We start from the raw sequence: 13557 nt of genomic DNA, 5'->3' as shown, positions 1-13557 counted from the left end.
AGGAGCGCGGGGAACTGCGCGCTCAGCCACGACGGACCCGCGTTCCGCATCGGACAGCACCCTGCGCGGCGCTACCGGATCGGCATGCCCGACAGCGTGCGCGCGATCACCAACCGCTGGATCTCGCTCGTGCCCTCGAAGATCGTGTAGATCGCCGCGTCGCGGTGCATCCGCTCGACCGGGTACTCCCGCGTGTACCCGTTGCCGCCCAGGATCTGGATCGCCTGCCCGGTGACCTTCTTGGCGGTCTCGCTGGCGAACAGCTTGGACATGGACCCCTCGGCGGAGGTGAACTGCTTCCCGCTGACCGCCATCCAGGAGGCCCGCCACACCAGCAGCCGCGCCGCGTCGATCGACGTACGCATGTCGGCGAGCTGGAACGCGACACCCTGGTTGTCGATGATCGGCCGCCCGAACTGCTCGCGGGTACGGGCGTAGTCGAGGGCCACCTCGTACGCGGCCCGCGCCGTGCCGACCGCCATGGCGCCGACGGCCGGGCGGGAGGCCTCGAACGTGGCCATCGCCGCGTTCTTCAGCCGCTCGCCTTTGCCGGCCCTGGCGCGCTCACGGGCGCGGGCGAGCCGCTCGTCCAGCTTCTCCTTGCCGCCGAGGAGGCAGGACCCGGGGACCCGGACGTCCTCGAGGACGACCTCGGCGGTGTGCGAGGCGCGGATGCCGTGCTTCTTGAACTTCTGGCCCTGGGACAGACCGGGAGTGCCCGGCGGGACGATGAAGGAGGCATGGCCCTTGGAGCCCAGCTCGGAGTCCACCACCGCGACCACGACGTGCACGTTGGCGATGCCGCCGTTGGTCGCCCACGTCTTCGTGCCGTTGAGCACCCACTCGTCCTTGGCCCCGTCGTACACGGCGCGCGTGCGCATCGAGGCGACGTCGGAGCCGGCGTCGGGCTCGGAGGAGCAGAACGCGGCGACCTTCACGTCGTTGGCGTCGCCGTACATCTGGGGGATCCAGGTGCCGATCTGCTCCTCGGTGCCGTTGGCGAGGACGCCGACGGCGGCGAGGCCGGTGCCGACGATCGACAGGGCGATGCCCGCGTCGCCCCAGAACAGCTCCTCCATGGCCATGGGGATACCGAGGCCGGTGGGGTCGAAGTACTGCTGGGCGTAGAAGTCCAGGGAGTAGATGCCGACCTTCGCGGCCTCCTGGATGACCGGCCAGGGAGTCTCTTCCCGCTCGTCCCATTCGGCGGCCGCGGGGCGGATGACGTCGGCGGCGAAGCCGTGGATCCAGTCCCGGACCTCCTTCTGTTCGTCGTTGAGCTCCATGGTGAACTCGGCCATGACCCCTCCAGCGCTGCACTCATGTGTTACTTGCGGTAACCGTAGCCTGTTACCCGTCGGTAGTAAAAGTCAACTCCGCATCCCTGCTCGGCAGCCCGTTCGAGGCACGGCGGACCGGTGGTGTTACGTTGCGCAGGCGTCACCGAATCAGCACGGGTGGGGAGAGCTCATGGACACCACGCAGCGGACCGATCAGCAGAGGTCCGCCGACCGCCGACGGCGCGAGCTGCTGGAGGCCGCCGACCGGGTGGTGCTCCGCGACGGTCCGGGAGCCTCGATGAACGCCATCGCGGCGGAGGCGGGCATCACCAAGCCGATCCTGTACCGCCACTTCGGCGACAAGGGCGGACTCTACGCGGCCCTCGCCAAGCGCCACACCGACGCCCTCCTCGGAGCGCTGCGCGCCGCGCTGGACGCGCCCGCCGAGCGCCGGGAGCGGGTGGAGGCCACCCTCGACACCTACCTCGCGGCGATCGAGGCCCGCCCGCAGGTGTACCGGTTCCTGATGCACCCCTCGGAGGGCGGCGCGCAGAGCGACCGGGGCCTGGGCTTCGACGTGGGGGCGTACTCGTTCCCCCTGCTGCGGCGTATGGGCGAGGAGCTGGCCGACGTCATCGAGGAGCGCGTCGACCTCGGCCCCGGCGGCCAGCAGTCGGCCCGGGTCTGGGGCCACGGCATCGTCGGCATGATGCACGCCGCCGGCGACTGGTGGCTGGGCGAACGCCCCTGCTCCCGGGCCGACTTGGTGCGCGCCCTCGCCGACCTCCTCTGGGGCCGCCTGGCGGCGGCGGGCGACAGGGCGGGCGGCCCGGGCTTCTGATCCGCGGCCGACCGTCCAGGGGCGCGGGAAACGGCGCGAACAGCCACAACGCCCCCGCACACGGCCACCCTCCTCAGCCTCCCGCACCCGCACCCCCGCGCCTCCACGCGGCCCGGCCCACCTGCCACATCACCCGCCGGCGCCGCCACCCCGTCACCCGGTCCACGTACAGCCCACCGTCAAGGTGATCGCACTCATGCTGCAGGCACCGGGCGAACCACCCGCTCCCGTGCACCCGCACCGGCGCCCCGTCCAGGGTCACCCCCTCCACCACCGCACGGTCGTACCGCTCGGTGCCCGCCTCCAGACCGGGCAGCGACAGACACCCCTCCGGCCCCCGCAGCACCATCCCGTCCGCCTCGACGAGCCGCGGGTTCACCACATGCCCCACATGCCGACGTTCCTCGTCGTCGGGGCAGTCGTACACGAACACCCGCAAGGACTCCCCGACCTGGTTCGCGGCCAGCCCGACCCCCTGCGCCGCGTACATCGTCGAGAACATGTCCTCGACCAGCCGCGCCAGTTGGGGACCGAAGTCCGTGACTTCTTCACACGGTGTGCGCAACACGGGGTCGCCGAGCAGGGTCAGGGGAAGAACGCGCCCTCGGGCGCCGGGGATAGAGCCGTGTCGCATGGCCGCAAGGGTACGGTCCTCACTGTCGCGGGCCCGTCGGAGTGGTGCCGCGGTTCGGGCCCGCGAGCGGATCTCGGTAGGCTGAGGGTCACACGTTGCCGGGGGCAGTGCGCGGCGCCGTACGCAAGGAGGATCGGGAACTGATGGCAGGCAACTCGGACCCGCTGTCACCGCGGGCCAAGCTCGCCGTGACAGCGGGCAAGGCGGTCGCGGCGGCATCACGCGCCGCAGGCCGCGGCAGCGGATCGGTGATCGGCGGCCGGGTGGCGCTCAAACTCGACCCCGACCTGCTGGCCAGGCTCGCCCAGCACCTGGACGTCATCCTGGTGTCGGCCACGAACGGCAAGACCACCACCACGCGGCTGATCGCCGAGGCGCTGCAGGCCGCGGGGCCCGTCGTGTCGAACGCGCTGGGCGCCAACATGCCCGCCGGGATCACCTCGGCGCTGGCCGGCGGCTCGGAATCACGGTTCGCCGTGATCGAGGTCGACGAGAAGTACCTGTCCGGGGTGGCGCGGGACACGGATCCCAAGTGCATCGCCCTGCTCAACCTCTCGCGCGACCAGCTCGACCGCGCCGCCGAGACCCGCATGATGGCCGAGCACTGGCGCGAGGGCCTGGCCGGGTCCAAGGCCGTCGTGGTCGCCAACGCCGACGACCCGCTGGTCGTCTGGGCCGCGTCCTCCTCGCCGAACGTGGTGTGGGTGGCCGCGGGGCAGATGTGGAAGGACGACGCCTGGTCCTGCCCGTCCTGCGGCGGTGTGATGCAGCGCCCCGGCGACGACTGGTTCTGCGGCGAGTGCGGTTTCCGCCGCCCGACGCCGACCTGGGCGCTCTCCGGGGACCACGTCCTCGACCCGCACGGTTCGGCCTGGCCGATCCACCTCCAGCTGCCGGGCCGCGCCAACAAGGCGAACGCCGCCTCGTCGGCGGCCGTCGCCGCCGTCTTCGGCGTACCGCCGCAGGTCGCCCTGGAACGCATGTACCAGGTGCAGGCCGTGGCCGGACGTTACGACGTCGTGCAGTTCATGCAGCGCGACCTGCGGCTGCTGCTCGCCAAGAACCCGGCGGGCTGGCTCGAAACGTTTTCCCTGATCGACCCGCCGCCGACCCCGGTGATCCTGTCGGTGAACGCGCGCGGCGCCGACGGCACCGACACCTCCTGGCTGTGGGACGTCGACTACACCCGGCTCACCGGTCACCCGATCTTCGTGCTCGGCGACCGCAAGCTGGACCTGGCCGTGCGCCTGGAGGTCGCGAACCAGTCGTTCCAGGTGTGCGACAGCCTCGACCAGGCGGTGCAGCTCGCGCCGCCCGGCCGGATCGAGGTCATCGCGAACTACACCGCTTTCCAGGACTTGAGGCGTCGTGTCGGCAACTGAACCCCGGAGGACGAAGAGAATGAGCGACAACAGCCTTCGGCTCGTGTGGATCTACCCGGACCTGCTGAGCACGTACGGCGACCAGGGCAACGCGCTGGTCGTCGAGCGCCGGGCCCGCCAGCGCGGCCTGGACGTGGCCCGTCTCGACGTGCGCAGCGACCAGCCGATCCCCACCTCGGGTGACATCTACCTCATCGGCGGCGGCGAGGACCGTCCGCAGCGCCTCGCGGCCGAGCGGCTGCGCCGCGACGGCGGCCTGGAGCGGGCGGTCGGCAACGGCGCGATCGTCTTCTCGGTGTGCGCCGGCTACCAGATCCTCGGCCACGAGTTCATCAACGACCTGGGCCAGCGCGAGCCGGGTCTCGGTCTGCTCGACGTGCACTCCACGCGCGGCGAGGGCGAGCGGTGCGTGGGTGACGTGTTCGGCGACATCGACGCGCGCCTCGGTCTGCCCCCGCTGACCGGCTTCGAGAACCACCAGGGCGTCACCCACCTCGGTCCCACCGCCCGCCCCTTCGCGAACGTGCGCCTGGGCAAGGGCAACGGGACGGGCGACGGCACGGAGGGCGCGTACAACGACACGGTCTTCGGCACCTACATGCACGGGCCCGTGCTCGCCAGGAACCCGCTGATCGCGGATCTGCTGCTCAAGCTGGCGCTCGACGTCAACGCGCTGCCGCCGATCGACGACCGGTGGTACGAGGCGCTCCGCTCCGAGCGCATCGCGGCTGCTCAGCAGCCCGCCTGACCTCAGGGACGAAGCCCATCCGGCGACGTGCCCGCTCACCTGTGCGGGCACGTCCAGCAGGCGGACGCACTCTGCGGATCCGCCCCCCGGCGCCGGTAGGGTGGCGGCGTCCTGCCGGACAGCGTGGTCCGGTTCCCGGCCCACGTTGAGAAGGTATTCCGGACTATGCGTATTGGTGTGCTCACGTCCGGCGGCGACTGCCCCGGTCTGAATGCCGTCATCCGGTCCGTCGTACACCGCGCCGTCGTCGACCACGGCGACGAGGTCATCGGTTTCCGGGACGGCTGGAAGGGCCTGCTGGAGGGCGACCACCTCAAGCTCGACCTCGACGCGGTGAGCGGCATCCTGGCCCGCGGCGGCACGATGCTCGGTTCCTCCCGGGTCCAGCCCGCGCACCTGCGGGACGGGGTGGAGCGGGCCAGGGGTCACCTCGAGAACCTCGGGCTCGACGCGATCATCCCGATCGGCGGCGAGGGCACCCTCAAGGCGGCCCGTCTCCTGTCGGACAGCGGCCTGCCGATCGTCGGCGTGCCGAAGACCATCGACAACGACATCGCGGTCACGGACGTCACCTTCGGCTTCGACACGGCCGTCGGTGTGGCCACCGAGGCCCTCGACCGGCTGAAGACCACCGCCGAGTCCCATCAGCGCGTCCTGATCGTCGAGGTCATGGGCCGCCACACCGGCTGGATCGCGCTGCACTCCGGCATGGCCGCCGGCGCCCACGCGATCGTCGTGCCGGAGCGCCCCTTCGACATCGCCGAGTTGGCCGCCAAGGTCGGTGAACGCTTCTCGGCGGGCAAGAAGTTCGCCATCGTCGTCGTCGCGGAGGGCGCGAAGCCCCGCGAGGGCACGATGAGTTACGACGAGGGCCGCAAGGACGTCTACGGCCACGAGCGCTTCGCGGGCATCGCCCGGCAGCTCTCCATCGAGCTGGAGGAGCGCCTCGGCAAGGAGGCCCGGCCGGTGATCCTCGGTCACGTGCAGCGCGGCGGGACGCCGACCGCGTACGACCGGGTGCTCGCCACGCGGTTCGGATGGCACGCGGTGGAGGCGGTGCACCGGGGTGAGTTCGGCCACATGACCGCGCTGCGGGGGACGGACATCGTGATGGTGTCGCTCGCGGAGGCGGTCGAGACGCTGAAGACCGTCCCGGAGGAGCGGTACGCCGAGGCGGAGTGTGTTCTTTAGGCGCCCACCCGGTCGCGGGCTCCGCCGGGGACGGTTCTAGTCTGGGTGTGGACAGACAGCGCCCAATCAGTACGAAACAGGAGCCGGCGGATGGATCACAGCGGGCACGGCACGACCATGGATCTGCCGCCGTTCACGCTGGGGCGGGGACTCGAGTGGTCCCCGGACCCGTTCTTCCTGGTCGCCTGCCTGGTGGGGCTCGGGCTGTACGGATGGGGCGTGCTGCGGCTGGTGCGGCGCGGTGACGCGTGGCCGGTCGGACGGACCGTGGCGTTCGTCGTCGGCGTCCTGACCGTCATGCTCGTGCTCTGCACCGGACTGAACGACTACGGCATGGTCATGTTCAGCGTGCACATGGTGCAGCACATGGTGATCAGCATGCTGTCGCCGATCCTGATCCTGCTCGGCGCGCCCATCACCCTCGCGCTGCGCGCGCTGCCGGCCGCCGGACGCGACCGCAAGGGGCCGCGCGAGCTGCTCCTGATGTTCCTGCACAGCAGGCTCATGCGGGTCGTCACGCATCCGGCGTTCACGATCCCGCTGTTCATCGCCAGTCTGTACGCGCTGTACTTCTCGCCGATCTTCGACTTCCTGATGGAATCGAGGACCGGGCACATCGCGATGATGTGCCACTTCCTCGCCGTCGGCCTGGTGTTCTTCTGGCCGATCATGGGCGTCGATCCCGGTCCGCACCGGCCGGGCTACCTGATGCGGATGCTGGAGCTGTTCGCCGGTATGCCGTTCCACGCGTTCTTCGGCATCGCGCTGATGATGGCCTCCGGGCCGATGGTCACGACGTACGAGAACCCGCCCGCCTCGCTGGGCATCGACGCCCTCGCCGACCAGACCGCCGCGGGCGGCATCGCCTGGGCGTTCAGCGAGATCCCGTCCGTGCTCGTGCTGCTGGCGCTGCTCTTCCAGTGGCACCGTTCCGAGGAGCGGCAGGCCCGGCGCTCCGATCGGGCCGCCGACCGGGACGGCGACAAGGAACTCGAGGCGTACAACGCCTATCTGGCCACACTCGACGCACGCGGTCGCTGACCCCTTTTCCTTTTTCCGGCCACTCTCCGCCTTTCGGAAATTCTCCTTGGCCGAAAAGGCTTTTCCCTTCAGTAGCATGATGCGTGACGCCCTGCTTCGGTTCTGCGGGGTTCGGGGGAACCGCAGCCGGGGGGGAGCGGTCATGACCATGCACGCGTGCTTGTCCAGGACCGGGAAAACCGTGGTCCGGAGGATTGCTTTTCTGCCTACTGCGCCGTCGAGGGGTACGGCCCCTTCGACCGCGAGTCGGGGCTCGCGGCGCTCACCGCCGTGGTCCTGGAGGAGCCGCGCCCCATGCTCCGCGCGGGCGCCCTGGAACCGCTGCTGTCGGCCATGCTCACCAAGGACCCGGTCCACCGGATCACCGCCGAGGGGACCGCGGCCGCGCTGTCCGCGATCCTGACGCCCCAGCCGCATCCGCGGACCCGGCTCGACCAGGGCTCGGAGCCGCCGTGGGCGGGCGCCGCCACCGACACGGCCGCGCCCCGCACCCCGCCGGTCCCCCGGGCCCCGCAGGGCTACGGCCCTCCCCCGGCGCAGGCCGTCCGGCGCCGGCGCCGCGGGTGTGTCCTGCCGGCCGTGCTGGGGGCCGCGCCCGGGCTGGCCCTCGCGGGCGCCGGCACGTGGTACGCCATCGGCGAGCCGCACACCGGCGACGCCAAGCCGTACGGGGATGCGGTCGGACTGGCCGAGCCGCTCGCGGACGGCGACTGCGTCGCGGCCGACTGGCGGGGCGCAGCCCCCTTCACGGGTCGGCCGAGGCTCGAAGTCGTGCGGGAATGCCGCAGCGGCGGCACCGAGGGCCAGGTGATGGCGGTCTTCGAGGTCGCGTCGGCGGACGAGGCCCGCTCCGGTGGGGCCGGCCGGTGCGAGCGGCGCACCGAACGAACCCGCAAGAGCCTCGCGGCCGTGAGGTCCTACGCCGTACTGCGGACCGACGACGGCTTCGACGCCGCCGGCCGTCGCGTCGCCTGCCTCCTGCTCGACGCGACCGGACATGCGCTCTTCGGCCCGCTCGGGAACCACCGCGCGCCGGGGACCACGTTCACCGACACGGCGACCATGCAGAAACGCGACTGTCTCGACGTGATCAGCGACAACAGCGCCAAGCTGGTCTCGTGCAAGGGCCCGCACCGGCAGAAGGTCCTCGATTTCCTGCAGCTGGGCCAGGACATCGGTCTGCGGGAGGCGAGGGAGCAGGCGACCGCGGCCTGTCGGGCGAACATGCCGCCGAACGACTACGGGCATGATCCGAACACCTACGAAACCTCCTCCTGGGTGGGCAGGAGCGCCTGGAACTCCGGAACTCATTTCGTGGTCTGTACCGCAATTCGCCAGGACGGGGCACCATGGGGGGAGACGAACCATGAGGAGGGTGTCGCGATGCCCGGTTCCACGAAGACCATGGGAGTGCTCACCGTCGGCGGCCTGGTGATGGTCACCGCCTACACGGTGGCGCTCGGCAGCAGCGGCTGGCTGTGGTTCGGCTGGGTGGTGCTCGGACTGATCACGCTGGCGATGGTGGCGACGCGCCCTACCTGACGGGCCCCGCCGAATGCACGCCCGGCTGGTACTTGGGCAGCCGGGCGGTGATCTTCATACCCGCGCCCGGCGCGGTCTCGATGACGAGTCCGTAGTCGTCGCCGTACACCTGTCGCAGGCGGTCGTCGACGTTCGACAGACCGATGCCGTCCGAGGGGTCGGTCTCCCCCGCCAGGATGCGGCGCAGCCGACCGGGGTCCATGCCGGGGCCGTCGTCCTCGATGACGACGAGGGCCTCGGCCCCCGCGTCCCGCGCGGTGATGTTGATCCGGCTCTTGTCGACCTTGCCCGGACCGCCTTCCAGGCCGTGCTTCACGGCGTTCTCGACCAGCGGCTGCAGGCAGAGAAAGGGCAGGGTCACCGGCAGCACCTCGGGGGCGATCTGCAGGGTGACCGCGAGGCGGTCGCCGAAGCGGGCCCGGACCAGCGCCAGATAGTGGTCGATGGCGTGCAGTTCGTCGGCGAGGGTCGTGAAGTCGCCGTGCCTGCGGAACGAGTAGCGGGTGAAGTCGGCGAACTCCAGCAGCAGTTCACGGGCCCTTTCGGGGTCGGTGCGCACGAACGAGGCGATCACCGCGAGCGAGTTGAAGATGAAGTGCGGGGATATCTGGGCCCGCAGCGCCTTGATCTCGGCCTCGATGAGCCGGGTACGGGACTGGTCGAGGTCGGCCAGTTCCAGCTGGACCGAGACCCAGCGGGCGACCTCCCCGGTGGCCCGGACGAGTACGGCCGACTCGCGGGGCGCGCAGGCGACGAGCGCCCCGTGCACCCGGTCGTCGACGGTGAGCGGCGCGACGACGGCCCAGCGCAGCGGGCAGTAGGGCTCGTCGCAGGCGAGGCGGAAGGCCTCCCCGCGGCCGGTCTCCAGCGGGCCGCCGATCCGCTCCATGATCTGGTCCCGGTGGTGCTCGCCGACGCCCTCCCAGGCCAGCACGGTGTCCTGGTCGGTGAGGCAGAGCGCGTCGGTGCCGAGCAGGGTGCGCAGCCGCCGCGCGGACCTGCGGGCCGTCTCGCCGGTCAGGCCGGCCCGCAGCGGGGGCGCGGCGAGCGACGCGGTGTGCAGGGTCTCGAAGGTGGCGTGCTCGACGGGGGTGCCGAGACCGCCGGGGCTCGGTGAGCGCGCGGTGCGCCGGCCGAACCAGAAGCCGGCCGCGAGGAGCGGCAGTACGGCCACGCACAGTCCCGCCAGGAATCCGCTCATGCCCTGATCTCCTTGACCTCCGTGCGTACCTGCCCCCCGGCCAGTTCCTCGGGGAGGTGGAAGCGGGCGAGGATCGCCGCCGTCCCGGCCGGCACCCGCCGGGGCGTCGCCAGCGACACCAGGACCATGGTGAGGAAGCCCAGCGGCACCGACCACAGCGCGGGCCAGGCGAGCAGCGCGTGCAGCGTCCCCGTCCTCGGGAAGCCGGCCATGGTGGCCGCGACCGCGAGGAGCGCGGAGCCGCCGCCGACGAGCATCCCGGCGGCCGCACCGGGCGGGGTGAGCCGGTGCCACCAGATGCCGAGGACGAGCAGGGGGCAGAACGACGAGGCGGACACGGCGAAGGCGAGCCCCACGGCGTCGGCGACCGGCAGCCCGCCCACCAGCATGCTCGCCGCGAGCGGCACGATCATGGCGAGGACCGTGCCGAGCCGGAAGTGCCGTACGCCCCGGGAAGGCAGCACGTCCTGGGTGAGCACGCCCGCCACCGCCATGGTCAGCCCGGACGCCGTGGACAGGAACGCGGCGAAGGCCCCGCCGGCCACCAGGGCGCCGAGCAGGTCCCCGCCGAGGCCGCCGACCACCCGGCCGGGAAGCAGCAGCACGGCGGCGTCGGCGTCCCCGGTCAGGGTGAGCTCGGGGGCGTACAGGCGGCCGAGTGCGCCGTAGACGGGTGGCAGCAGGTAGAAGGCGCCGATCAGGCCGAGCACGGCGACGGTGGTGCGGCGGGCGGCCACGCCGTGCGGGCTGGTGTAGAAGCGCACGACGACGTGCGGAAGCCCCATGGTGCCGAGGAACGTGGCGAGGATCAGCCCGTACGTGGCGTACAGCGGGCGTTCCTCACGGCCCGCGGCGAGCGAGGTGGACATGCCGCCGTTGCTGCCGCGGTCGGCGACGGGCACGGGGTCGCCCCGGGTGAAGGAGAGCCGGGTGTCCTTCTCGATGCGGTGGACGCCCGCGGGCAGCCGGACGCGCCGGTCCTCGTACCGGACGCCGTCGACCGTGCCGTCCGCGGTGACGGTGAGCGGCCCGTCGAGCTTCAGGTCGAGGGCGGCGTCGACGCGGACGACCCGGTGCTCGCGGAACATGGCCGGTTCGTCGAAGGCGGGCCGCGGCGCCCCGTCGTCCTGCCAGGCCAGGAAGAGGAAGAGCGCGGGGACCAGCAGGGCGGTGAGCTTGAGCCAGTACTGGAAGGCCTGCACGAAGGTGATGCTGCGCATGCCGCCCGCGGCGACGGTCGCCACCACGACGACCGCGACGATGACGCCGCCGAGGGACTTGGACGCCCCGGTCAGCACGTTCAGGGTCAGGCCCGCGCCCTGCAGCTGGGGCAGGAGGTAGAGCCAGCCGACACCGACGACGAAGGCTCCGGCCAGTCTGCGCATGCCCTGCGAGGCGAGCCGTGCCTCGGCGAAGTCGGGCAGGGTGTACGCGCCGGAGCGGCGCAGCGGGGCCGCGACGAAGATCAGCAGGACGAGGTAGCCGGCGGTGTAGCCGACCGGGTACCAGAGCATGTCGGGGCCCTGGACGAGGACGAGACCCGCGATGCCGAGGAAGGAGGCGGCGGAGAGGTACTCGCCGCTGATGGCGGCCGCGTTGAGCCGGGGGCCGACCGTGCGCGAGGCCACGTAGAAGTCGGAGGTGGTACGTGAGATGCGCAGGCCGAAGGCCCCGACGAAGACGGTGGCGACGACGACGAGCGCGACCGCCGGGACGGCGTAGTTCTCGTTCACGGACTCCCCGGCCACGGGTGGTTCTCGGTCACGGACTTCTCGTTCACGGGCTTCTCGGTCACGGGCTTCTGAGCCGCGGGCTTGTGGGTCACGGGCTCAGCGGTCCTCGACGAGGCGGACGAAGTCCTTCTCGTTGCGGTCGGCGCGGCGCACGTACCAGCGGGCCAGCAGCACCAGGGGCGGGTAGACGCAGAAGCCGAGCACGATCCATTCGGCGCTCGCGCTGTCGCGCATCACGGTGAAGACCAGGGGCAGCGGGCCCACCAGGAGGACGAGCACGGCGAAGACGGTGAGCGCGGCCCGCAGCTGGCTGCGCATCAGGGAGCGGACGTAGGTGTGGCCGAGCGTGGTCTGCTCGTCGATCTCGGTGCGCGGCCGGTAGCGGCTGAGCGGGCGCGTACGGCGCGGCGGTCCGGTGACGACGACGCGCCGGTCGGCGGCGGCACGGCGGTCGGCGGGGTCGTGCGGCAACTGCGCCTCCTCAGCTCGCGGTCCGGCGCATCAGCAGGTCCCGCAGTTCCCTCGCGTGCCGCCGGCTGACCTGGAGTTCGACCGAGTCGACCAGGACACTCACGGTACCCGCGTCCAGGCGCAGTTCGCTGATGTGGCCGAGGGCGACGAGGTGGCGGCGGTGGATGCGGACGAAACCGCGCGAGCGCCAGCGCTCCTCGAGGGTGGAGAGCGGGATGCGGACGAGGTGACTGCCCTGGGCGGTGTACAACCGCGCGTAGTCGCCGTGCGCCTCGGCATGGGTGATCTCCTCGACGGCGACGAACCGGGTGACCCCGCCCAGCTCCACGGATATGTGGTCCGGGTCGGGTTCGTGCACGGGGATCAGCGGGGCGGCGTCCATCTGCTCGACAGCCCGGCGGACCGCCTCGGCGAGCCGCTCCCGGCGGATCGGTTTCAGGACGTAGTCGACGGCCTTGAGGTCGAAGGCCTGGACGGCGAACCCCTCGTGGGCGGTGACGAAGACGACGAGCGGCGGCTTGGCGAACCCGGCGAGCAGCCGCGCCATGTCGAGGCCGTCGAGACCGGGCATGTGGATGTCGAGGAAGACGACGTCGATGCCCTCGTCGCCGCCGGGACCGCTCTCCAGGGCGCGGTTGATCCGGCGCAGCGCAGCCGTCGCGTCGCTCGCCCCCTCGACACTGCTCACCCGCGGATCGGCGTCCAGCAGGTAGAGCAGTTCCTCGAGGGAGGGCGGTTCATCGTCGACGGCGAGGGCGCGCAGCATGAACCCGCAGTGTAGGAGCAATCCGTGCGCCTGCACATGCGACGGGCAAGGTCGTCGCGGCTGGATACAGTGCCCGCATGAGACCCGTGTCCGCGCCCTTCGACGATCTCGACCGGAAGATCGTGACGGCCCTGATGGCGAACGCCCGCACGAGCTTCGCCGAGATCGGCGCGGCGGTCGGGCTGTCCGCCACCGCGGTCAAGCGCCGGGCCGACCGGCTGCGCGAGACGGGCGTGATCACCGGATTCACCGCGACGGTGCGACCGGCCGCGCTGGGCTGGCGCACGGAGGCCTACGTGGAGGTGTACTGCGAGGGCGCGGCGCCGCCGCGGCGGCTCGCGGAGGTGGTGCGCAACCATCCGGAGATCACGGCCGCGATGACGGTGACCGGGGGCGCGGACGCGCTGCTGCACGTGCGGGCGCGGGACGTGGAGCACTTCGAGGAGGTGCTGGAGCGGATCCGGGTGGAGCCGTTCATCCGCAAGACGGTCAGCTTCATGGTGCTGTCGCACCTGCTCCCCGAGAGCCCGGAGGCGGGGGCGAACCAGGCGGCTCCGGAGGCCTAGTTTTCACTCTTTCGGCCCCGGTCACGCAGCGAACGTGCGTCGAGACCCCGGAACACGCAGCGTTCCTGCGGTGATGCGCACTTCCTGATTCTTGTCGCACCCCTCCCGCGCTTCCTACCGTTGAGACATTCCACCCGACACGCAGGAAAGCGGAGGAACCT

The 13557-nt window shown here is 71.6% G+C and carries 12 protein-coding genes and 1 pseudogene; 7 read left to right on the top strand and 6 right to left on the bottom strand.

The window, feature by feature from the left end; all coding sequences use genetic code 11:
* Positions 1-71: 71 nt before the first annotated feature.
* Complete coding sequence (locus tag QFZ75_RS34030; RefSeq protein ID WP_307543104.1) at positions 72-1301, bottom strand: acyl-CoA dehydrogenase family protein; 1230 nt, start codon at positions 1299-1301, stop codon at positions 72-74.
* Between the two features lie 169 nt (positions 1302-1470).
* Between QFZ75_RS34030 and QFZ75_RS34025 the strand changes: the two genes are divergently transcribed.
* Positions 1471-2121: a TetR family transcriptional regulator gene (locus QFZ75_RS34025; protein WP_307543102.1), complete on the top strand. Its 651-nt coding sequence runs from the start codon at positions 1471-1473 to the stop codon at positions 2119-2121.
* Positions 2122-2194: 73 nt separating this feature from the next.
* On the opposite strand, the gene def is transcribed toward QFZ75_RS34025, so the two are convergent.
* Positions 2195-2755: a peptide deformylase gene (def, locus tag QFZ75_RS34020; protein ID WP_307543100.1), complete on the bottom strand. Its 561-nt coding sequence runs from the start codon at positions 2753-2755 to the stop codon at positions 2195-2197.
* Between the two features lie 143 nt (positions 2756-2898).
* On the opposite strand from def, the gene QFZ75_RS34015 reads away from it, so the two are divergent.
* From QFZ75_RS34015 to QFZ75_RS33995, 5 genes and pseudogenes are all read left to right on the top strand, one after another.
* Complete coding sequence (locus tag QFZ75_RS34015; RefSeq protein ID WP_307543098.1) at positions 2899-4137, top strand: MurT ligase domain-containing protein; 1239 nt, start codon at positions 2899-2901, stop codon at positions 4135-4137.
* Between the two features lie 19 nt (positions 4138-4156).
* Positions 4157-4885 carry a type 1 glutamine amidotransferase gene (locus QFZ75_RS34010; RefSeq protein ID WP_307543097.1) on the top strand — a complete coding sequence of 243 codons (729 nt, stop codon included), beginning with the start codon at positions 4157-4159 and terminating at the stop codon, positions 4883-4885.
* Positions 4886-5050: 165 nt separating this feature from the next.
* Positions 5051-6076, top strand: coding sequence for a 6-phosphofructokinase (locus tag QFZ75_RS34005; RefSeq protein ID WP_307543095.1), 1026 nt, complete (start codon positions 5051-5053; stop codon positions 6074-6076).
* A 90-nt stretch (positions 6077-6166) separates the two neighbouring features.
* On the top strand, positions 6167-7117 hold the full coding sequence (locus QFZ75_RS34000) for a cytochrome c oxidase assembly protein (RefSeq protein WP_307543093.1): 951 nt from the start codon (positions 6167-6169) through the stop codon (positions 7115-7117).
* Between the two features lie 294 nt (positions 7118-7411).
* Positions 7412-8428: pseudogene (locus QFZ75_RS33995) on the top strand (septum formation family protein); the annotation flags it as partial.
* 223 nt (positions 8429-8651) lie between these two features.
* Here the strand turns inward: QFZ75_RS33995 and QFZ75_RS33990 are convergent.
* From QFZ75_RS33990 to QFZ75_RS33975, 4 genes are all read right to left on the bottom strand, one after another.
* The gene (locus tag QFZ75_RS33990) at positions 8652-9860 is read right to left on the bottom strand and encodes a sensor histidine kinase (RefSeq protein ID WP_307543091.1); all 1209 of its coding nucleotides are present in this window, start codon (positions 9858-9860) and stop codon (positions 8652-8654) included.
* The gene (locus QFZ75_RS33985; protein WP_307543090.1) at positions 9857-11593 is read right to left on the bottom strand and encodes a cation acetate symporter; all 1737 of its coding nucleotides are present in this window, start codon (positions 11591-11593) and stop codon (positions 9857-9859) included. Before QFZ75_RS33985 ends, QFZ75_RS33990 begins: the two co-directional genes overlap by 4 nt.
* 96 nt (positions 11594-11689) lie before the next feature.
* Entirely contained in the window at positions 11690-12064 is a 375-nt protein-coding gene (locus QFZ75_RS33980) for a hypothetical protein (protein WP_307543088.1), read from the bottom strand.
* 10 nt (positions 12065-12074) lie between these two features.
* Positions 12075-12830 (bottom strand): LytTR family DNA-binding domain-containing protein, encoded by a 756-nt coding sequence (locus QFZ75_RS33975; RefSeq protein WP_307543087.1) that lies wholly within the window; start codon positions 12828-12830, stop codon positions 12075-12077.
* A gap of 77 nt (positions 12831-12907) precedes the next feature.
* On the opposite strand from QFZ75_RS33975, the gene QFZ75_RS33970 reads away from it, so the two are divergent.
* Positions 12908-13396 (top strand): Lrp/AsnC family transcriptional regulator, encoded by a 489-nt coding sequence (locus QFZ75_RS33970; RefSeq protein ID WP_307543086.1) that lies wholly within the window; start codon positions 12908-12910, stop codon positions 13394-13396.
* The last annotated feature ends 161 nt before the right edge of the window (positions 13397-13557 follow it).

This window comes from Streptomyces sp. V3I8 (genome assembly GCF_030817535.1).
Lineage (GTDB): Bacteria > Actinomycetota > Actinomycetes > Streptomycetales > Streptomycetaceae > Streptomyces.
The sequence above is the reverse complement of the archived record's forward strand: the minus strand, read 5'-3'. Positions and strand labels throughout refer to the sequence as shown.